19 protein-coding genes are annotated in these 19,107 nt (G+C 67.2%); 10 read left to right on the forward strand and 9 right to left on the reverse strand.

Features of this window, described 5'->3' with window-relative positions; genetic code table 11:
- Positions 1–22: 22 nt before the first annotated feature.
- Entirely contained in the window at positions 23–706 is a 684-nt protein-coding gene (locus O2K97_RS04690) for a winged helix-turn-helix transcriptional regulator (protein WP_269220647.1), read from the forward strand.
- 4 nt (positions 707–710) lie between these two features.
- Here the strand turns inward: O2K97_RS04690 and O2K97_RS04695 are convergent, their stop codons facing one another.
- Positions 711–920 (reverse strand): flagellar basal body rod C-terminal domain-containing protein, encoded by a 210-nt coding sequence (locus O2K97_RS04695; protein WP_269220648.1) that lies wholly within the window; start codon positions 918–920, stop codon positions 711–713.
- 206 nt (positions 921–1,126) lie between these two features.
- Here O2K97_RS04695 and O2K97_RS04700 point away from each other — a divergent pair, with 206 nt between their 5' ends.
- From O2K97_RS04700 to O2K97_RS04710, 3 genes are all read left to right on the forward strand, one after another.
- A complete protein-coding gene (locus O2K97_RS04700; RefSeq protein ID WP_269220649.1) occupies positions 1,127–3,025 on the forward strand; it encodes a DEAD/DEAH box helicase in 1,899 nt (632 codons plus the stop codon).
- 192 nt (positions 3,026–3,217) lie between these two features.
- Positions 3,218–3,541 (forward strand): Mpo1-like protein, encoded by a 324-nt coding sequence (locus tag O2K97_RS04705; protein ID WP_269220650.1) that lies wholly within the window; start codon positions 3,218–3,220, stop codon positions 3,539–3,541.
- 83 nt (positions 3,542–3,624) lie between these two features.
- Complete coding sequence (locus O2K97_RS04710; protein ID WP_269220651.1) at positions 3,625–4,515, forward strand: hypothetical protein; 891 nt, start codon at positions 3,625–3,627, stop codon at positions 4,513–4,515.
- 74 nt (positions 4,516–4,589) lie between these two features.
- Here O2K97_RS04710 and O2K97_RS04715 read toward each other — a convergent pair whose 3' ends face one another.
- The 7 genes from O2K97_RS04715 to O2K97_RS04745 all read right to left on the reverse strand — a co-directional run bounded on the left by O2K97_RS04715 (position 4,590) and on the right by O2K97_RS04745 (position 10,797).
- Positions 4,590–5,147 (reverse strand): 3D domain-containing protein, encoded by a 558-nt coding sequence (locus O2K97_RS04715; RefSeq protein WP_269220652.1) that lies wholly within the window; start codon positions 5,145–5,147, stop codon positions 4,590–4,592.
- 185 nt (positions 5,148–5,332) lie between these two features.
- The gene (locus O2K97_RS04720; protein WP_269220653.1) at positions 5,333–6,001 is read right to left on the reverse strand and encodes a hypothetical protein; all 669 of its coding nucleotides are present in this window, start codon (positions 5,999–6,001) and stop codon (positions 5,333–5,335) included.
- Positions 6,002–6,062: 61 nt separating this feature from the next.
- Positions 6,063–7,094 carry a tRNA dihydrouridine(20/20a) synthase DusA gene (dusA, locus tag O2K97_RS04725; RefSeq protein WP_269220654.1) on the reverse strand — a complete coding sequence of 344 codons (1,032 nt, stop codon included), beginning with the start codon at positions 7,092–7,094 and terminating at the stop codon, positions 6,063–6,065.
- A gap of 145 nt (positions 7,095–7,239) precedes the next feature.
- Entirely contained in the window at positions 7,240–8,118 is an 879-nt protein-coding gene (locus tag O2K97_RS04730) for a hypothetical protein (protein ID WP_269220655.1), read from the reverse strand.
- Positions 8,119–8,189: 71 nt separating this feature from the next.
- Positions 8,190–9,356, reverse strand: a complete 1,167-nt coding sequence (locus tag O2K97_RS04735; RefSeq protein ID WP_269220656.1) for a glutathionylspermidine synthase family protein — start codon at positions 9,354–9,356, stop codon at positions 8,190–8,192.
- A 3-nt stretch (positions 9,357–9,359) separates the two neighbouring features.
- A complete protein-coding gene (locus O2K97_RS04740) occupies positions 9,360–10,100 on the reverse strand; it encodes a PspA/IM30 family protein (protein ID WP_045811908.1) in 741 nt (246 codons plus the stop codon).
- A gap of 16 nt (positions 10,101–10,116) precedes the next feature.
- Entirely contained in the window at positions 10,117–10,797 is a 681-nt protein-coding gene (locus O2K97_RS04745) for a DUF2170 family protein (protein ID WP_269220657.1), read from the reverse strand.
- A 76-nt stretch (positions 10,798–10,873) separates the two neighbouring features.
- On the opposite strand from O2K97_RS04745, the gene O2K97_RS04750 reads away from it, so the two are divergent.
- From O2K97_RS04750 to O2K97_RS04775, 6 genes are all read left to right on the forward strand, one after another.
- The gene (locus O2K97_RS04750; protein ID WP_269220658.1) at positions 10,874–11,917 is read left to right on the forward strand and encodes a potassium channel family protein; all 1,044 of its coding nucleotides are present in this window, start codon (positions 10,874–10,876) and stop codon (positions 11,915–11,917) included.
- Positions 11,918–11,924: 7 nt separating this feature from the next.
- Positions 11,925–12,572, forward strand: a complete 648-nt coding sequence (locus tag O2K97_RS04755; protein WP_269220659.1) for a DUF2491 family protein — start codon at positions 11,925–11,927, stop codon at positions 12,570–12,572.
- A 26-nt stretch (positions 12,573–12,598) separates the two neighbouring features.
- The gene (locus tag O2K97_RS04760) at positions 12,599–13,012 is read left to right on the forward strand and encodes a DUF350 domain-containing protein (RefSeq protein ID WP_269220660.1); all 414 of its coding nucleotides are present in this window, start codon (positions 12,599–12,601) and stop codon (positions 13,010–13,012) included.
- 4 nt (positions 13,013–13,016) lie between these two features.
- The gene (locus O2K97_RS04765) at positions 13,017–13,643 is read left to right on the forward strand and encodes a DUF1190 domain-containing protein (RefSeq protein WP_269220661.1); all 627 of its coding nucleotides are present in this window, start codon (positions 13,017–13,019) and stop codon (positions 13,641–13,643) included.
- 111 nt (positions 13,644–13,754) lie between these two features.
- Positions 13,755–14,696 carry a flavin reductase family protein gene (locus O2K97_RS04770; RefSeq protein ID WP_269220662.1) on the forward strand — a complete coding sequence of 314 codons (942 nt, stop codon included), beginning with the start codon at positions 13,755–13,757 and terminating at the stop codon, positions 14,694–14,696.
- 47 nt (positions 14,697–14,743) lie between these two features.
- Positions 14,744–15,940, forward strand: a complete 1,197-nt coding sequence (locus O2K97_RS04775) for an acetyl-CoA C-acyltransferase (RefSeq protein WP_269220663.1) — start codon at positions 14,744–14,746, stop codon at positions 15,938–15,940.
- 781 nt (positions 15,941–16,721) lie between these two features.
- On the opposite strand, the gene O2K97_RS04780 is transcribed toward O2K97_RS04775, so the two are convergent.
- Positions 16,722–19,106, reverse strand: a complete 2,385-nt coding sequence (locus O2K97_RS04780; protein ID WP_269220664.1) for a PAS domain-containing sensor histidine kinase — start codon at positions 19,104–19,106, stop codon at positions 16,722–16,724.
- Between the last annotated feature and the right edge of the window lies 1 nt (position 19,107).

Consider the following 19,107-nt stretch of genomic DNA (forward strand, 5'->3'; position numbering starts at 1 on the left):
CCGATGATTACGATAGTCAACTATGAAGTTAGAAAAGATAACCGATAAGGCGGGCCGAAAATACCATGATGCTTGCGGCGCCGCGCACGGACTGGACCTGATCGGCGAGCGCTGGGCCCTGCTGGTGATCCGCGAACTGATGATGGGCCCGCGTCGGTTCGGTGATATGAGAAAGGATCTGCACGGCATTTCCGCCAACGTGCTGACTCAGCGGCTGGAGGGGCTGGAGGCTTCGGGCATCGTCACCCGCCGCAAGCTGCCGCCGCCCGCCTCGGTCCAGGTCTATGAGCTGACGCCGTGGGGATACGAGATCAAGCCGGTCTTCATGCTGTTGGGCGGTTGGGCCGCGCGCTCGCCCCGCCATGACCCGACCCTGCCGCTCAGCGCCGTGTCCATCATGATGTCGTTCGAGACCATGTTCGATGCGGCCCGGGCAGGGGACGCGGCGATGACCGTCGGCTTCGTCTTCGGCGACGAACCTTTTGTCGTTCAGATCGAGAAGGGGACGATCACGACCCGTCGCGGCGCCACGGACGCCGCCGACGTCGTCCTGACGACCCAACCGCCACTGGTCGCGGCCTGCGTTTATGGCAAGGTCCCGCCTGCCGCCTTCGAGGCTGACGGCCTGATGACCCTGACCGGCGACCGGGCTGTGTTTGACCGCTTCGTCGCCTTCTTCAACCTGCCGGAGAAGGCGCCGGTCTGAGGCTTCAAGCCAGCATGTCGAGCAGCGTGCCGGTCATGTCGTCGGCGGTGCGCAGAACGGCGGCGTTGGCGCTGAGGGCGGTCTTGGCCTGGATCCGCTCCACAGTTTCCTCAGCGAGATTGTCCAGCGGCGCGGTTGCGGTGCGACGCGCGCTGTTGTCGAACCGGTTCTGCGCGGTCGTCATTCCGGCGGCGGCGATAGAAAGCGCTTGCATGGCGAAGCTCCGGACGCGGTGGGTTCGATCGCCAGACTGCGTCTTTCAGGTCAACGTCGCCTGAAGGAACAGGGTGAACGGCGTTTTCCGCCCCGCTTGCGCCCTTATTGATGTATAGAGCGCCATCATTCGCCCGGCCTGAGGTCTGACCTCGGCCGGGCGCGGTCGTTTCGGCGACCGCCCTTGTCCGTTGTCCCAGGTTTCCTATGCCCTTTCCCGCCGTCCATCCCGCGCTCGACCGCGCCCTGATCAACAAGGGCTATGCCGAACCCACTCCGGTTCAGGCCGCCGTGCTGGAGGCGGAGCATGCGGATCGCGACCTGCTGGTCTCGGCCCAGACGGGTTCGGGCAAGACCGTGGCTTTTGGTCTGGCCGCTGCGCCGACCCTGCTGGGCGACAAGGCGATCTTCGGACCCGGCGGCGCGCCGCTCTGCCTGGCCATCGCGCCCACGCGGGAACTGGCCATGCAGGTCGCGGCCGAGTTGCAATGGCTGTACGCCGACGCCGGCGCCAAAATCGCCACCTGCGTCGGCGGCATGGATGCGCGCCGTGAAGCCCGCGCGCTGGGCTTCGGCGTCCATATCGTCGTCGGCACGCCCGGCCGCCTGAAGGATCACATCGACCGGGGCAATCTGGACCTGTCCGAACTGAAGGTCGCCGTCCTCGATGAGGCCGACGAGATGCTGGATATGGGCTTCCGCGAGGACCTGGAGCACATCCTGGACCAGGCGCCGGCCGAACGCCGCACCCTGCTGTTCTCGGCGACCATCGCGCGCGAGATCGCCACCCTGGCCAAACGCTATCAGAAGGACGCGGTCCGCATCGACGCGACCGACAAGACGCGCCAGCACGCCGACATCGAATACCGCGCCTATCGTATCGCGCCCAACGAGATCGAGCACGCGGTGGTCAATACCCTGCGCTGGTTCGAGGCGCCGCGCGCCATGGTCTTCTGCTCGACCCGCGACAGCGTGCGTCACCTGCAGTCGTCGCTGCTGGAGCGCGGCTTCTCGACCGTCAGCCTGTCGGGCGAAATGGGTCAGCGCGAGCGTACCGACGCGCTTCAGTCGCTGCGTGACGGCCGGGCCCGCGTCTGCGTCGCCACCGACGTCGCCGCGCGCGGTCTGGATCTGCCGGACCTGGGTCTGGTCATCCACGCCGAACTGCCGATGAACCGCGCCGGCCTGCTGCACCGTTCGGGCCGGACGGGCCGGGCGGGCAAGAAGGGCATCTCGGTCATGCTGGTTCCGCACTCGCGCCGTCGCAAGGCCGAGCGGCTGTTGGACGAGGCCGGTATCGACGCCGTCTGGACCGGCGCCCCGACCTTCGACGAAATCCGCAAGGCCGACGAGGATCGCCTGCTGTCGCCGTCGCACTTCGAGGCCGAGGTCTCGGACGAGGACATGGTCGTCGCCAAGCGGATGATCGCCGAGCGCACGCCCGACGAAATCGCCGCCGCCCTGGTGCGCCTGCTGCGCAAGGAACAGCCGGCGCCGGAAGAACTGTCCGATCCGGGTTCGGATCGCGGTCCGGCCAGGCGCGATCGCATGGTCCGCAACGATGACGGCACGGCGGCCCAGCCTTGGCCGGGCGAGCGCCTGGGCGCCGACGACGTGGTCTGGTTCCGTCTGGACGTGGGCCGCAACAAGAACGCCGACCCCAAATGGCTGATCCCGCTGATCTGCCGCATCGGCGGCATTTCCAAGCCCCAGATTGGCGCCATCCGCACCTTCCCCGAAGAGACGCGGTTCGAGGTCGCCAAGACCCACGAGAAGGCCTTCCGTGAAGCCGTCGCCGCCTCCAAGGACGAGGTGAAGATCACGCCGTCGGAAGCCCCGACGCCCGGCTCGATGAAGGCCAGCCGCTTCGCCGGCAAGCCGCGCGAGGATGGCGACCGCCCCTTCAAGAAGACCCCCTACAAGCGCGCCGATGGCGGAGAGGGCGACGCCCGCCCGCCGTTCAAGAAGAAGCCTTGGGCGCCGAAGAACGATGGCGGCGCCAATCCGCGCTCGAACGCCTCGGGCGACAAACCCTATGCCAAGAAGCCCTTCAAGGCCAAGCCGGGCTTCAAAAAGGATGGATTCAAGGGCAAGCCCAAGGGCTGATTTGATCCTCCCTCGTGAAACGGGGGAGGGGGACCGCGCGTAGCGGGGTGGAGGGGGCGGATACGGATCGGGTGTGACACGGTTGTCGTAGCGCTCGCCTTCGCCCCCTCCACCGCTTCGCGGTCCCCCTCCCCCGCGGGCGGGGGAGGATAGGCGCTTGCCACCTACGCGATGCTGGCGCACCCTCCGCCCATGAGTACGCCGTCCGCACCTGAGGGCCGTTACGCCTCGTTCGAGGCCTTCTATCCCTATTACATCCACGAGCATTCCAACCGGACGTGTCGGCGCATCCACGTCGTCGGCACCTTTCTGGTGATCTCGGCCTTCGTCGCCTTCGTGGCGACGCGGAACGCCTGGTGGCTGCTGGCCATGCCGCTGCTGGGCTACGGCTTCGCCTGGGTTGGGCATTTCTTCTTCGAAAAGAACCGGCCCGCGACGTTCAAATATCCGCTGTGGAGCCTGATGGGCGACTTTCGCCTGTTCTTCGAGACGGTGACGGGCAGGCGCCGCTTCTGAGACCGCATTTCAAGCTGCACGGTTCGGCGAAACGGATTAACCTCCGCCTGCGGCATGGCGCCGCTGCTGCTGGAGGGAGCAACATGAAATCCATCGCCGTCATCGCCGCTGCGTCCGTGCTGCTCGCCCCTGGCGTCAGCCTGGCGCAGAAGAGCGGGGCCAAGCCCGACTTCACCCTGGACCCCAACTACGGTTCGGTGCGGCTGGAGACCGGCTTCACGCCCGATCCCTGGACCAAGTCCATCCTCGCGGGCGGTTCGATCGCCGCCTCGGCCGCGCAGTCGGGTTGCGAGGGCAAGGTCAGCGCCGCGCCCGACCTGCAACTGAATTTCGAAGCCGGGGATCTGGACCTGACCATCAAGGCGGTCGCCAGCGAGGACACGACGCTGCTGGTCAACAGCCCCGGCGGCCGCTGGTACTGCGACGACGATAGCGGCGGCGACCTGGACCCGATGGTGACCATCTCCAATCCCGAGAGCGGCCGCTACGACATCTGGCTGGGCACCTATAACGACAACATGGTCCAGTCGACGTTGCAGATCAGCGAACTGGGCGGCACGGAAACGGCGGCGGGCGCGGCGCCCAACATCGATCTTGAGCCCAACTACGGCACGGCCAATCTGCGTGGCGGCTTCACGCCCGACCCCTGGACCAAGTCGATCCTGGCCGGCGGTTCCTCGCCCGCCTCGGCCGCGAAGGCGGGCTGCGAAGGCTCGGTCAGCTCGGCTCCCGACATCCAGATCTTCTTCGAGCCGGGCGACGCCGATCTGACCTTCCGCGTGCGCGCATCGGAAGACACGACCCTGCTGATCAATACGCCCAACGGCCGCTTCTACTGCGACGACGACGGCGCGGGCGGCGTCGATCCAAAGGTGACGATCACCAATCCGCAGAGCGGCCGCTACGACATCTGGGTCGGCACCTATAATGGCTCGATGGTGCAGTCCACGCTGGAAGTGTCCGAGATGGACTGATCGGCGTAAGCCATCAGACACGAAAACGCCGGCTGACCTTCGCGGTCAGCCGGCGTTTTTCATGATCGGCCGGATCAGTTGGACGCGGTGGTCCAGGCGGGGGGGCAACCGTCGAAGTCGCCGGCGTCCACGATGGTCAGGGTGCGCATGTTCAGGCGCTGCGCCTGGTTCATCGAGCCGCGACCGTTGCCGGTGTAGAGATCGATCTTCTGGCCCTTGATCGCGCCGCCGGTGTCGGAGGCGTACCAGTAGCCGTCGTGGATGGTTCCGTCGGCCAGACGCAGGCCGACCGTTTCGCGGATGAACAGCTTGGTGCGGCGCGGGATCACGCGGGGATCGACCGCGACGGTGCGCATGGCGATCGGGCGGCAACCCAGCGAATCGTTGCCCGTCGCGCCGCCGCCGCCTGCGTGATAGAGGCGCGCCGACGCGCGCCAGTCGGGATCGGAGGCCATCAGTTCGGCCTGTTCGGCGCTTAGAGCGGTCTCGACTTCATCGGAACCGACGATGGCGGCAGGGGTTTCAGTCCTGACTTGATCCGCCGCTACGACGTCATTGTAGGGGACAGGCCCGCTCGTCACAGACGATACGGCAGCCCAAAGCATGGCGATAGCAGCGGAGGCGCCGATCATGAGTTTCGCTCAGGAGACACCGGCTCCCAACGCCGCCGGCGCTGGCCTTGTCGCGTTAACCTGTGGCGAGAAAGTGGCGAAACCGCTGTTGGCGCCATCTGTTACGATTTGTTTCTAGGTTAACACCCTGTTTTGCATAACCTATTTATTCCCAGCCTTCGCGCATCGGGACGACTTCCCAGGCGTCAGAACCTGAAGTTCAGGCCCGCCTGAAGCACCGGCAGGACCTTGTAATCATCGGCCTCGGCCTGAATCTCACGCTCTTCCTGATCCAGACGCGAACGGAAGGTAGGGTCGTTCGACAGCGTCCCGCCGCGAGCGTCCAGATCCACTTGCGGCGCATCGCCAAAGGCCGCGCCGGCCAGAATGCGGAAGCCGAGTCTTCCGCCGCGCGTAAAGGTGTTGTCATAGCCCAGGCCGACGAAGGGCGCGGTGCTCTCCAGGTCGATGCGGCCGGTCAATGTCCCGACCTGGGCCGGGGTGAAGGTCGCCCCGCCGACATTGACGTTGCCGGTGGGCGTGGCGTCCAGATCGACCTTGCGATCGCCGAAATAGGCCCCGCCCGAGACCAGAAAACCGTTGCGGAACGGATGCAGGTCCACAAAGGCGCCCGGCGATTTGAAGTCGATCTTGGCGTCGTAATCGATGCCCTTGTAGGTCTGATCCCGATCCCATTTCAGCACGTCATAGCCGCCGCGCAGCACCACGACCGGGCTGAGCGCGAACTGCGCCTGAAGGCCCGCGCCCGGCGTGCCGACCTGCGCGCCGACGGCGAACCGGCCGTCGGCCTGCGCCAGGGCTGATGTGGCGGGCAGGGCGGTCGCGATGACGGCGGCGATCAGCAGGGTCTTCATGGCGTGCAGGTCCGAAACGGCAGGGTTCTCTTAACCTTGCCAGCCGGCTCTGAAGATTGGGTTACGCCGCCCAGTCGCCGGGCGCCGTATCGCGCCTCGCCTCGGCCTCGCGCACAGCCTCCGCTGCGCGGTCCAGCACCTCCAGACCGGCGCCGGGCTTGATCGCCTCGACCGTCAGGATGCGACGGAACGCCCGCGCGCCCGGCCGGCCGTGCATCAGACCCAGCATGTGCCGCGCCATGGCGGGCAGGGCGACGCCCTCGTCCAGACGCGCGGCCATATAGGGCCGATATCGCTCCAGCGCGGCGAAGGCGTCGGTGTCCTCGGCCGGCTCGCCATACAGGCGACGATCCGCCTGACCCAGGATGGCCGGCTCGTGATAGGCGGCGCGACCCAGCATGACCCCGTCCAGCTTGACGCCGTCGACCTCGGCTAAATGCGCCTCGGCGGCGTCCATCGAGGCGATGCCGCCATTGATCGAGACGTTCAGATGCGGCCGTTCGCGCTTCAGCCGACGCACCAGATCATAGTCCAGCGGCGGCACGTCGCGGTTCTCCTTGGGCGACAACCCCTTCAGCCAGGCCTTGCGCGCATGGACGACGAAAGCCTCGATCCCGACGGCGGCGCAGGCGTCCACCGTGGCGAACAGGCTGACGGTCGGATCCTGATCGTCCACGCCGATGCGGCATTTGACGGTCGCGGGCACGCTGACCGCCCCCTTGATCGCCGCCATACAGTCGGCCACCAACTCCGGCTCGCGCATCAGGCAGGCGCCGAACTTGCCCGACTGCACCCGGTCCGACGGGCAGCCGACGTTCAGATTGATCTCGTCATAGCCGAACGCCTCGCCGACCTTGGCGGCCTCGGCCAGCTGAGCCGGATCCGATCCGCCCAACTGCAAGGCCACCGGATGCTCCAGCGCATCGAACCCCAGCAGCCGCTCGCGATCCCCATGCAACACCGCCGGCGCCGTCACCATCTCGGTGTAGAGCAAGGCCCTGCGCGTCAGCGCCCTGTGAAACGCCCGGCAATGCCGATCGGTCCAGTCCATCATCGGGGCGATGGACAGCGTGCGGGAGGCGTTCAGGGACATGGGGTTGCGGCTTGACCAGCGGTACAGGGGCGAATGAGGCGGCCCATACGCGATTTCCGGCCCGGCGTGAAATCAGAGACCCCAATGCACAAGCGTGGCCCGATAGGCGTCCCGCGCCGGATCGCGCGGGACGCTTGGTCACGGCTTAGCGACGGGCGCGCATTTCCAGTTCGCCGATGCGGCGGCTCAGGTAGGCCGCGTCGTCGAACGAGGGGCTGGTGCGGCTGTAGGCGGCGTCCAGGCGAGCGAGATCGCCGGCCTCGACGCGGATATCGGCGGCCTCTGTGCGGCTGACGGCGCCCGAGCGTTCGGCGACGGTCAGGGCGGTTTCCAGGTTCGCCAGACGCGTGCGGGCGGGCAGGTTGGCCGACGGCGTCTGTCCGGCCGGGCCGTCGCCGACACGCAGGTCCAGAGCGTCCAGACGGGCGTCCAGATCGGCGCGCTCGCTGGCGCTGATGGAGCCGTCGGCGCTGTAGCGGCTCTCCAACTGGATCAGGGCTTGATAGTCGGACTTCAGGCGCGTCGCCTCGGTGCGGGTGATGCGGCGCGCGGTCACGGCGGCGTTGACGCGGGTCTCGAAGTCCGCACGGCCCTGGGCCACGGTGTCCATGTCGGCATAGCCGGACGCGCCGGCTTCCAGCGTCTGCGTCAGGGCGGTGTAGCGGGCGTTCAGATCCGCGCGTTCCTGGGCCGAAATGCCGCCAGCGGCGTAGCGGTTTTCGAGATCGACCAGGGCCGAATAGTCGGCGCGCAGCCGGGTCGCGGCCGAGGCGGAGACGCCGCCGGCGCGCACGCTGGCGTCCACGCGGGTCGAGAATTGGCTTTGGCCGTCACGCAGCGGACGGCCGCCGCGCAGCCAAGCCTGATCCATCGCCGACAGGCCCAGACGATCGCCGAACAGGGCGCCCACGACCGCGCCCAGCCGATCCTGGGTCGTCGAAGGGTATTGCGTCTGGGCGACTGCGGCGCCGCCTGCGAGGGTCAGGGCGGTGGTGGCGATCAGGGCGAGGCGGACGTTGCGCATGGGGAGGCTTCTTGTCGGTTGATGTCAGCCGACAAAACGGCGGTCGTCCGGCTTGGTTGCCTGCCGGCGTCTCAGTCGCGGATGAAGTGCGGCACGAAGCGCGAGGTGTTCCGGGTGATGCGGCCCGTATCCTCGCGCAGGCTGATGCCCGCCGGCTCCGTTCCCACCACCCACGACCCGACGATCACATGATTGCCGTCGAACAGGGGCGGATCGCACAGCGCCTGGCGGATGTGACGCCCTGCGCCATAGCCGCCGTCCACCACCTCTGCGGCGCTGACGCCCTGGTCGATCAGTTCGACATTGTCGCCTTCGCGCGAGAACAACGGCTTGCGGACGTAGGATGAGCCCAGCGCCGCCTCGGCCGGATCGCCCTCGAAATAGCTTTCCAGCAAGTTGGGGTGGCCCGCATGCCGCTCCCACAACAACGGCAGTATGGCCTTGTTGGACAGGATGCTCTTCCACGCCGGCTCCAGCACGGTCACGTCGGCGGTCGGCAGGGGCGCGGCGTAGTCGTCGCGCAGCATCTGCTCCCATGGATAGAGCTTGAACATCGCCTGGATGATCCAGTTCTCGTGATCGACGAACCGGCCGTCGGCGTTCAGCCCGATCTGGTCGATGGCGACGAACTGGGGCTCCAACCCGGCCTGCTGGGCCAGGTCTTCCAGGAAGCGCACAGTCTGGCGGTCCTCGACGAAATCGGCGTCGGAGGCGAAATGCACGAAGCCGCCGTCCGGGAAGATGGCGCGGAAGCGATCGACCAGCTTTTCATGCAGGCTGTTGAACTGATCCGCATCGGCGGGCAGGGCGCCGGCCTTGATCTGATCCTCCAGCCACAGCCACTGGAACACCGCCGTCTCATAGATGCTGGTCGGGGTGTCGGCGTTGTATTCATACAGCTTGGCCGGCCCCGTCCCGCCATAGGCGAAGTCGAACCGGCCATACAGGGACGGATCGCCCCGCTTCCAGCTGTCGGCCACATAGTCCCGCATGGTCTCCGGGATATCGAGCTGTTCCATCAGTCGCTCGGACTGAACGGCCTCGTTGACCAGCTCCAGGCACAGGCCGTGCAGTTCCTCGGTCGGCGCCTCGATCTCGTCCTCGATCTCGGCCAGCGAGAAGGCGTAGGCCGCCGACTCGTCCCAATAGGGTTTGCCGTCGGTATGGCGCCAGGTGAAGCCGAGCTCCTCGGCCTTGGCGTCCCAGTCGGTTCGGGGATCGAAGCGCAGACGCTCCATGGGTTATGCCGGGTCCTTGTCGGGGGTCGATTGGCCGATGCGCGGCGTGACCACCGTCACCTCCGGCTGGCTGAGGCGGGCCAGGACGTCGTCGGCCGAGGAATGTCCGGGCAGGATGCCGGCCTCGCGCAGCTTGGCGTCCAGGTCCGCGCCGGTGCGGCGATCCTCCAGCGCCTGGCTGGCGTTCAGCTTCTCTTCCTGGATCGCCTGGCGCTGCTTGATGCGTTGCAGGCTGTCCGCGGCCGAGCCGATGCGCGACTGGGCGCCGGCCGAGTTCAGGGCGACGGAGGTCTGGGCCTTCTGGACGGAATCGTTGACCTTGACGATGTCGATCTCGCGACGAAGCGTCTCGATCTTCTGGTCGGTCGAGGCGATGGCTGTGCGCAGGCGCGTCTCGGCGGTCTTCATGTCCTCGATCAGCGGGCCGCGGCTGGTGATCTCGACTTCCAGCTCGGCGATGCGGCCGGCGACTTCGCGCGCCAAGTCGGTCTTGCCCTGACCCAGGGCGGTGCGGGCCGAGCTTTCGTATTTGGCGATCTGGTCCCTGAACGATGCAAGTTCGTTTTCGGCCATGCGGCGGCGCGCCACCAGGCCGGCCAGGTCATCGCGGGCCTTGCCTTGGGCGTTGTCAGCGTCGCGGATTTCCTGGTCGAGGATCTTCAGCGCATTGGCGTCGACGACGCCCTGGGCCGCATCGTGGGCCGTGCCGCGGAACAGGGCGGACAGTTTTCTGAGCATGGACATGGTCGGTCTTCCGGGATCAGGCGGCGTCGGCGCCGAAGGTTTCACGCAGTTCGGTGGCGTCGATCGCATTCTCGGCCAGGGTGCGCAGTTCGATCAGGATGGTCTGAAGCGTCGTCTTGCAAGAGAGTTCGCCCATCAGTTCATACACGTCTTCGCCACCGACATTGGTGATGGCGAAGTTGGACAGGGGCACCACGCGCTGGGCCTTCAGCAGGAACTCGTTGAAGGCATGGCGGTCCTTCTGCTCCGACACCGGCCACAGCAGGACCGAACAGACGATCTGGGCGCCGCCGACGCTCAGATAGACCGGCAGGTCGCCGTATTCGTGCATGGTCGCCAGCAGCACCGGCTCGGCGCCCTCGACCACGCGCAGGGTCATTTCGCCGTCACGCAGCAGGGTTGAGCCGTCCAGCGCCGCCTTGATGGCGGGCACAGTCCAGGGGGTCTCGATCACGGCGTCCATTTGATGGTCGTCTCCAGAGGTGATGGAATCGGAAGTGGGGCGGCGCGGGCGCCCCGCAAGCTGTGGCCCGCGCGTTGAGTCGGTGACGATGGCGCGCACGGCCGCCTTGACGTCGTCGCGGGCAGCGGCCGGCACCCAAAGCTCCAGCTTGACCAGGCCCGCCTCACGACGCGCCTGTCGCCACGCACGAATGCGGTCGTTGGCGGCGGAAGGGGGCGATGAGTCGTTCGGCATGTTACATGAAACGCGTAACATGAACGCTTGACTTCGTCTAGAGGTCTGGGTTCATCTAGACGCGAGGGAAGGACATATGCTGCTGCCGCGAATGAAGCTGGCCGTGATTTTCGACCGGGCGTTCCACGCCATGGCCGATATGCACTGGCGTATGCTGGGCAGTCTGATCCTCTTTCACGCCGTTTCGTCGTGGCTTCTCCTGGCCATCGCCCACGAAGCGGAACTGCACGATCCGCTGGCCTTCTTCTACTGGTACGCGACGACAGCCTACACCGTAGGTTATGGAGACCTCAGTCCGCAAGGCGTCGGCGGGCGGCTGATCACGGCCTTGTGGATCTTTCCCGGCGCCATCGCGGCTTTCACGACGGTCGTGGCCAAGGTGCTGGCCGGGATCGGCGACATCTGGCGCGCCCGGAGATCGGGCAAGGGAGACTATTCAAGGATGACCGATACGATTCTGCTGGTCGGCTATCACCCCGTTCGAACGCCCAAGATGGTCGAGGAACTGTGTGCGGAGCTGAACCGGTCGCAGACCCTGGTGCTACTGACGCGGCAGGCGGTGGCGGACGTCGATCCGCGCATTCGCTATGTCCAGACGGAAAGCCTGACCTCGACGATAGGGCTGACGCGCGCGGGTGCAGCGAACGCCAGTCGCATATTGATCCACGCCAGCAATGACGCCGACACCCTGACCGCCACCCTGGCCGTCTCGGCGATAGCCCCGGACGCCGCGCACATCGTCTGCTTCTTCGATGATGCCGATAGCGCGCGGCTGCTGGCGCAGCATTGTCCCGGGGTCGAGATCGTCCTGTCGTCCGCACCGGAAATGCTGGCCCGCGCCGCGCGCGATCCGGGTTCCAGCCAAGTCATCAGCGCCTTGACCAGCCACCTCGACGAAGGCGCAACGCTGTTCAGCCTGAGATGGGCCGGTGCGAGTCGGTCGGTCGGCGACCTGACGCAGCGTTTCCTCCAGCACCGCGCGACCCTTCTGGCGCATCAGCCGGACGGCGCGGATTCGCCGCGTTTCAATCCCTCGCCGGAAACAGGCGTGGAACAGGGCGACCGCCTGTTCTATGTCTCGGCGGCCCGGCTGAGCCAGCCGAGCCTGGCCGGATCCTGATCGTCCTATGTTCAAGAAGCTTTTCGGATCGTCGGAGAAGGCCGCGCCTGCCAATCGGCTGGCGACGGTGCGCAACATCACCGTCGGCCGCACCGTGTCGCTGGATCCGCTGGCCTGGCGCCGGCTGGGCGACGAGACCCATTTCACCCTGGATCGCGACGTGCTGGACATCTCGGCGCAGGGGTTGGTCAGCCTGGACAGCGGCCAGTTCGTCCATCGCTTCTACACCGACGACCACGTCATGTTTCAGGCTATGAGCGACGACGAGGCCGGGCTGGAATCCTACGACTTCAGCCTGTTCGTGCCCTGGACTTCGGCCTATCCGCCGGGCGAGCGCGAACGCCGCATCTGGCGCGACCGCCTGTCGGCGCCGGTCTTTCACGGCGCGGCCGAGGAGTTGCCCGACTATCCCCGCTTCTGGTTCGCCGAGAGCGACGCCATCCAGCCGCCCGTCACCCTGTGGGAGACGATCTGGGACGACCGCGCCGCGACCGCGCCCTATGCCAAGATCTTCCAGACCTGCATGCTGTATGCACGCGAGCTGGGCGGCGGGCGCGAACTGATGCTGGCGCTTGAGCAGCAGCCCGAGGGCGGCGACACCACGCACGAAATCATGATCGGCATTCCGCTGGAAATGGCCGAATTCCGCGCCTGAGCGCGCAATCCGAGGGGGCAAGACCGATGTTCGACTGGTTCATTTTTCAGCAGGGGGCGATCGCCTTCCTGATCGCCTTCGCCATGGCGGGCGCCTTCACCCTGGCCTTCAAGCTGATCTACCAGTGGGTCACGCCGTATCACGAACATACGCTGATCCGTGAGGGGAACACGGCCGCCGCCATCGCGTTGGGCGGCGCCCTGATCGGCTATGTCCTGCCGCTTGCCTCGGCCCTGTCGCACACCGTCAGCCTGATGGAGTTCGCGGCCTGGGCCCTGCTGGCCGGCGTGATCCAGATCGTCGTCTTCGTCGCCATCAGCCGCATGGCCTTCCGCAACCTGGTCGCCCGCATCGAGGCGGGCGAGATCGCCGCGGCCGTCTATCTGGCCTCCATCTCCATCTGCGTCGGCCTGCTCAACGCCGCCTGCATGACGTCGTGAACCCATGACCGACCCCAAAGATCTGCCCCAGAACCTGGCCAAAACCGACACCATGCGCCGGCTGAAGCGCTCGCGCGTCCTGCACGTCAGCAGTCTGATGGCGACCGCCAGCTTCTCGCTGGCCGCCTGCGGTTCGCCCCAGCGCGTGCCGGCGCCCGAGCCCGAGCCGACCCTGGCCTATCAGTCGCTGGACGAGTGCAAGGCCGCCAACGACATTCCCGACAACGAATGCGACGCCGCCCTGGCCAAGGCTCAGCAAGAGGCCGCCAAGACCGCGCCGCGCTACGCCACCCGCGAGGAGTGCGAGGGCCAGTGGGGACCGTCGCAGTGCCAGCCGAACACCAACGGCGGCTCCTTCTTCAGCCCGCTGCTGACCGGCTTCATCGTCGGCCAGATGCTGAACGGCGGCGGCTATCGCGGCGGCGGCCCGCTGTATCGTGACCGCGAGGGTCAGCTGTCCAACGGCTACGGCGGCGGCTATGCCTACCGCGATTATCGCACCGGCAAGACCCTGACCAATGCGCGCGAGCATGGCGACGTGGCCCGTCAGGCCCCGACGCGGGTGCAGAGCCGCACAACCGTCGTCTCGCGCGGCGGCTTCGGCGGCGGCGGCCGGGGCTACGGCGGCTGATACAGTTCTGGCGCCGGGCGCCGGTCTTCCCCTAATAGGGATCGCGCCTACGCTTCACGACAGACCGGACCGCCCCGCCTCATGACCGCATCGCCGCCCCCGAATGGAGGCTTGGACGTCGAAAGCTGGGGCGACCCCGAGGATCCCATCGTCCTGCTGATCGGCGCGCCCGAGCGTCTGTCCGGCGACTGGCGCCGGTCGGTGCGCGCGCTGGTCGAGGCCGGCCGCCACGTCATGCTGACCGCCCACTTCGACGAGGCGGACGACAGCTCCGCCGCCCTGCGTCGACTGCTGACCGAGCTTCCCTCTCGCCCGGCCATCGTCTGTTCCGACACGACTCTGGAGGCGGTCGCGCCTGCGCTTTCCGTCACCGGCCCGGCCCTGGCCAGCTGTCTGGTGGTCGTCGCCGAAGGGCAGGGGGCGGTCTCGCCCAAGCTTGAGGCGCAGCTGGCCGGCGTCCCGATCCAGACGATCGCGCGAGCCCAGGCGCCGGACGCGGTCGAGGCCGAGAACGCCGCCCTCCTGGGCTTCCTCGAACGCCACGCCCCGCGCGACGCCCTGCATTATCAGGCCGGCTCCGACCCGCGCACCCTGCGCGACGCCCTGGGCTGTTTCGCCACCGGGGTCACGGTGGTCACGACCCTGGACGAGGCCGGTCAGCCCGTCGGCCTGACCGCCAACTCCTTCTCCTCGGTGTCGCTGGACCCGCCGCTGATCCTGTTCTGCCTGGCCCGCTCGTCCACCAATGTCGACCGCTTCCGCAAGGCCGAACATTTCGCCATCAATGTCCTGCATATCGGCCAGCAGCCGACCTCCGGCGTCTTCGCCCGGTCCCAGGCCGACCGCTTCCAGGACGTGGCGTGGGAAACTTGGGACACCGGCGCGCCCATCCTGTCGGGCGCCCTGGCCAGCTTCGAATGCGGAACCGAGCAGATCGTCGAGGCAGGCGATCATCTGGTCATCATCGGCCGGGTCCGGCGCGCCCGGTTCGAGCCGCGCCGCGATCCGCTGCTCTATTTCCGGGGCAAGTATCGGCGGCTGCACTTTTCCTGACCGGCCGGGATCGCTATCTCTCGCGCGAAATAGAGGAAGCCGTCCCCATGTCCGCGACCCCGTCCGCCGATCCCGTCGTCATCGTCTCCTACGCCCGCACCCCGATGGGTGGTTTCCAGGGCGTGCTGTCCGACGCCAAGTCCACCGACCTGGGCGCCGTCGCGGTCAAGGCGGCGCTGGACCGCGCGGGCCTGGATCCGCAAAAGGTCGAGCAGATCATCATGGGCTGCGTCCTGCCTGCGGGCCTGGGCCAGGCGCCGGCGCGTCAGGCGGGTATGGGCGCGGGCCTGCCCGTCTCGACCGAGGCGACCACCGTCAACAAGATGTGCGGCTCGGGCATGCAGGCGGCCATGATGGCGCACGATGCGCTGGCCGCCGGTTCAGCCGATGTGATCGTTGCGGGCGGGATGGAGTCGATGACCAACGCCCCGTATCTGATGCAAAAGCACCGGGGCGGCGCGCGCATCGGCCACGACGTCATTTCCGACAGCATGTATCTGGACGGGCTGGAGGACGCCTACACCCCCGGCAAGCTGATGGGTCAGTTCGCCGAGGACACGGCTAGAGATTACCAATTTACCCGTGAACAAATGGACGCCTACGCCGTCGCCAGCGTCGAACGCGCCAAAGCGGCCCAAGGCTCGGGCGCCTTCGATAGCGAGATCACGCCGGTCGAGGTCAAGACCCGCAAGGGCCCCATCGTCGTCGACCGCGATGAACAGCCGACCAAGTCCGACCCCTCCAAGATCCCCAATCTGAAGCCCGCCTTCGGCAAGGACGGCGCCATCACCGCGGCTTCCGCCGCCTCGATCTCGGACGGCGCCGCCGCCCTGGTCATGATGCGCCAATCGACGGCCCAGGCCCTGGGCCTGACGCCGGTCGCCCGCGTGGTCAGCCAGGCCGCCCATGCCCACGAGCCGCACCTGTTCACCACCGCCCCGGTCTTCGCCCTGCAAAAGGCGCTGAAGAAGGCGGGCTGGAGCGCCGACGACGTCGATCTTTGGGAGGTCAACGAGGCCTTCGCCATCGTGCCGATGATCGCCATGCAGGAACTTGGCATCCCCCACGACAAGATCAACGTCAACGGCGGCGCCTGCGCCCTGGGCCACCCGCTCGGCGCCTCCGGCGCGCGTGTCCTGACCACCCTGCTGTCCGCCCTGAAAGCCCACGGCAAGACCAAGGGCATGGCCGCCCTCTGCATCGGCGGCGGCGAGGCTACGGCGATGGGCGTGGAGTTGGTATAGGGCGTCTTGCGGGTCGTCATAGCGGACGCAGCGCCCTTTCGTCAGCGGGGCTTGCAGATTGTTTCGCGATCGGGCTGCTTCCGCTAAGTGCGTCTAATCGTGAATGAAATAACGGTTTGGGCGCCGTTCTCGTGAAATGAGATGTCGCGCCCATCCACCTGAAGACGACTGCCGCAGCCAAGCAAGTCCCAACTGGCGGTCGCGGGCTTGCCAACGGCCGAAGGCCATCGTGCGTATGGCAGATCTCGAGGCGGAGTGAGCGCATCGCAGGGCCGTAGCAAAGCGGATTCGACAGCCGACCTGATCTCTGGGTCTCTAAATAATGCGCTGCTCAATGTGAGCCGGATGCAAAGCTCCAGTTCGCGGCAGTCTTGATCGTCGCCTGGACCGAGCAGCGCGCATCCTTGCTGCTGCGATAAGAACTGCTGGAGCGAGTCCTCCGCGCAAAGGCCGGACTTGCCTATCGTATAAGCCTTGTCCCCGAAGGCTTCGTAGAAGCCCTTTCCCAGCTTTTTCCGGATGACTGCTTCCGTCGCCGCCGCCCGGAATGCGTCGCCGTAAGGCGCCGGATCGTACCCGATCAAAGGCGGCCCTTTCGGAAATGGAGCGCATCCAGCGAGAGTGAGGAGACCAAGGGCGAAAAGGGATCGGAGGCTCATAAATGCACTCTGATCGGGCCGCCGAAAAAGCTCAACAGTTCGCGCTCGCAGCCTACGGGCAGAAGGTCTCGGATATGCCGAAAACCGCAGCAGCTTTTCGGCTGGCCATATATGCCAAAGCCTTAAGCCGCGAACGCCGCCCGAATCGGCTGCACGGTCTGATCCGGGCGCTTCACCGGCAGGTCGAAGCTGACGACCGTGCCGACGCCTGGCTGGCTTTCCATGCTCAGCTGGCCGCCGTGCATCTCGATCAGGGATTTGGTCAGGGCCAGGCCCAGGCCGGTGCCTTGCGTGGTCTTGGAATGCTGGCCCTCGACCTGTTCGAACGGGCGGGCGAGGCGGACCAGGTCCTCGGGCGCGATGCCGATGCCGGTGTCTGCGCAGGCGACGCGAACGCGGTCCTCGCCCTGCGCGCCAATGAAGGGTTTCAGCGACACGACGATGGAGCCGCCCTCGGGCGTGAACTTCACGGCGTTCGAGATCAGGTTCAGCATCACCTGTTTGACGCCGCGTTGATCGGCCTCGATGTCGGGCAGGTCGCCGGCCTCGACCGCGATCTTCAGGCCCGCATCCTGCACCTTGCCGCGCATCAGCCGCACCGCGTCCTCGCACACCTCGCGCAAGGACACCGGCTCATAGTGCAGGGTCATCTTGCCGGCCTCGATCTTGGCCATGTCCAGCACGTCGTTGATCAGGCTAAGCAGGTGCTGGCCCGACTTCAGGATGTCGCCGGCGTATCCCTTGTATTTCTCGTTCAGCGGCCCGAACAGCTCGCTGGCCATGATTTCCGAGAAGCCGTTGATGGCGTTCAGAGGCGTGCGCAGTTCGTGGCTCATATTGGCCAGGAACTCGGACTTGGCCTGGTTGGCGGCCTCGGCCCGGGTCATGGCGACCTCGTATTTGCGGGCCAGCAGCGACAGCTTCTCCTGGCTGGACTCCAGCTGGTCGACGGTAGCCCGCAGATCGTCGGCGGCGCGGCGGCGCTCGGCCTCCTGACGTTTGATGGCGGTGATGTCGGCGGCGGTGACGACCGAGCCGCCTTCGGAGGTGAACCGCTCGGACAGTTGCAGCCAGCGGCCGTCGTTCAGCTCGACCTCCCGCAGGCCCGCACGACCGCTGGCCGGCCGGTGTTCGGCCTTGATGGCCAGGCCGGCGATCCGGTTCAGTTCGTCCTTCAGCGCGCCGCGCCGCACCACCCCGTGCTCGAAGTTGAAGGCGTCCTCGAACGCCTGATTCCACAGGATCAGCCGCCCCTGACGGTCGAACAGGACAAAGGCCTCGGAGATGCTCTCCACCCCGTCGCGCAGCCGGCTTTCGGCGGCCTGGGCGGCGGCCTTGGCGCGCCGGGCCTCGGTGATGTCCAGCGCGACGCCCAGGATGGCGGAAAAGCCCGTATCGCCGCGCTCGCCACGCGCCTGACCCCTGGCGTCGATCCACCGCGCCCGCCCGTCCGGCCCAGCCACCGGGAAGGTGACCTCAAAGGCGCCATAGGCGGCGGCTTGTCGCAGGGCGTGGCGGACCTCTTCCTGAAAGCGTGGATGGACGCGGCCGATCACATCCTCGGCGTCGGTCACGCCGCCGCGCGGATAGCCCAGCAGGGCGGCCATATAGTCCGACAGCGAAACCTCGCCCTTGGCCACATCCCACTCCCACACCCCGCACCGCGCGGCTTCGACGGCGATGCGGAACCGTTTCTCGGTCGCCACCCGCTCGCGATGCTGACGCGTCTGGCGCAGGCCGTAGAGGATGAACAGGACGACGACGCCAAGACCCAGGAGCAGCGGCACGACGATCACCCAGGCGTCGTCGAAGAAGGAGGCGGTCGTCTCCTCAGAGACCGCGACCACAAACGGACCGCCCGGGCGCGTCGCGGCGGCGCTCGCCATCCGAGGCTCGCCGCCCAGAGTCACAGCGCGTGGTTCTGCCCCATCGGCCAGGGCTGAAGCGTCAACGCCGATCAGAGTGCGGATGGGCTGGCCGATCTCGGCGGCGCGCGCCGAGGCTAGCACCACGCCGCCCGCCGACACGATCCGCGCTTCGCCGCCATTCGGCAGGACGGGCGCGATCCGCGCCTCCAGCCTCAGGCCGTCGACATTCGCCTGGCCGGCGACGACCGAACCTTCGCCCTTGAACGCCTGCACCGTCTCGCCGGGACCGACGAGGGTGAAGGCGACCTTGGGCGCGGCGGCTTGTGCGGCCTCCACGACTTCGATGGGCGGGCGCTTGGCGGCGATGGCGGTGCGGCCGGCGGCCAAGCCCGCCTCGGCCGACTGGATCAGGACGGCGGTCTGGCTGGCGGCCAGTTCGGCGTTGAGCTTGAGGTTTTCGGCTTCCAGGCGGCTGATTTCGCGGGTCGGTCGGCTGACTTCGCGCGACGCCATCAGGGCATAGCCGGCCGCGATCAGCGCCAGGACCAGAACGGCGATCCGCAACCAGGCGGGCGCGCCGGCGGCGCGGTCGGAGGCGCGCCGCCCCGACCGATTTTCGCGCCGCTCCTCGTCCCGCAAG

The sequence above is a fragment of the Brevundimonas vesicularis genome (genome assembly GCF_027105095.1).
GTDB classification, from domain to species: Bacteria; Pseudomonadota; Alphaproteobacteria; order Caulobacterales; family Caulobacteraceae; genus Brevundimonas; species Brevundimonas vesicularis_E.

Bases quoted from the DNA above. Each gene is read 5' to 3' on its own strand.
- O2K97_RS04705 (WP_269220650.1), top strand. From the start codon at position 3,218: ATGAGTACGCCGTCCGCACCTGAGGGCCGTTACGCCTCGTTCGAGGCC.
- dusA (WP_269220654.1), bottom strand. From the start codon at position 7,094: ATGTCCCTGAACGCCTCCCGCACGCTGTCCATCGCCCCGATGATGGAC.
- O2K97_RS04710 (WP_269220651.1), top strand. From the start codon at position 3,625: ATGAAATCCATCGCCGTCATCGCCGCTGCGTCCGTGCTGCTCGCCCCT.
- O2K97_RS04745 (WP_269220657.1), bottom strand. From the start codon at position 10,797: ATGCCGAACGACTCATCGCCCCCTTCCGCCGCCAACGACCGCATTCGT.
- O2K97_RS04695 (WP_269220648.1), bottom strand. From the start codon at position 920: ATGCAAGCGCTTTCTATCGCCGCCGCCGGAATGACGACCGCGCAGAAC.
- O2K97_RS04765 (WP_269220661.1), top strand. From the start codon at position 13,017: ATGACCGACCCCAAAGATCTGCCCCAGAACCTGGCCAAAACCGACACC.
- O2K97_RS04700 (WP_269220649.1), top strand. From the start codon at position 1,127: ATGCCCTTTCCCGCCGTCCATCCCGCGCTCGACCGCGCCCTGATCAAC.
- O2K97_RS04760 (WP_269220660.1), top strand. From the start codon at position 12,599: ATGTTCGACTGGTTCATTTTTCAGCAGGGGGCGATCGCCTTCCTGATC.
- O2K97_RS04750 (WP_269220658.1), top strand. From the start codon at position 10,874: ATGCTGCTGCCGCGAATGAAGCTGGCCGTGATTTTCGACCGGGCGTTC.
- O2K97_RS04755 (WP_269220659.1), top strand. From the start codon at position 11,925: ATGTTCAAGAAGCTTTTCGGATCGTCGGAGAAGGCCGCGCCTGCCAAT.
- O2K97_RS04715 (WP_269220652.1), bottom strand. From the start codon at position 5,147: ATGATCGGCGCCTCCGCTGCTATCGCCATGCTTTGGGCTGCCGTATCG.
- O2K97_RS04720 (WP_269220653.1), bottom strand. From the start codon at position 6,001: ATGAAGACCCTGCTGATCGCCGCCGTCATCGCGACCGCCCTGCCCGCC.
- O2K97_RS04775 (WP_269220663.1), top strand. From the start codon at position 14,744: ATGTCCGCGACCCCGTCCGCCGATCCCGTCGTCATCGTCTCCTACGCC.
- O2K97_RS04690 (WP_269220647.1), top strand. From the start codon at position 23: ATGAAGTTAGAAAAGATAACCGATAAGGCGGGCCGAAAATACCATGAT.
- O2K97_RS04735 (WP_269220656.1), bottom strand. From the start codon at position 9,356: ATGGAGCGTCTGCGCTTCGATCCCCGAACCGACTGGGACGCCAAGGCC.
- O2K97_RS04730 (WP_269220655.1), bottom strand. From the start codon at position 8,118: ATGCGCAACGTCCGCCTCGCCCTGATCGCCACCACCGCCCTGACCCTC.
- O2K97_RS04740 (WP_045811908.1), bottom strand. From the start codon at position 10,100: ATGTCCATGCTCAGAAAACTGTCCGCCCTGTTCCGCGGCACGGCCCAC.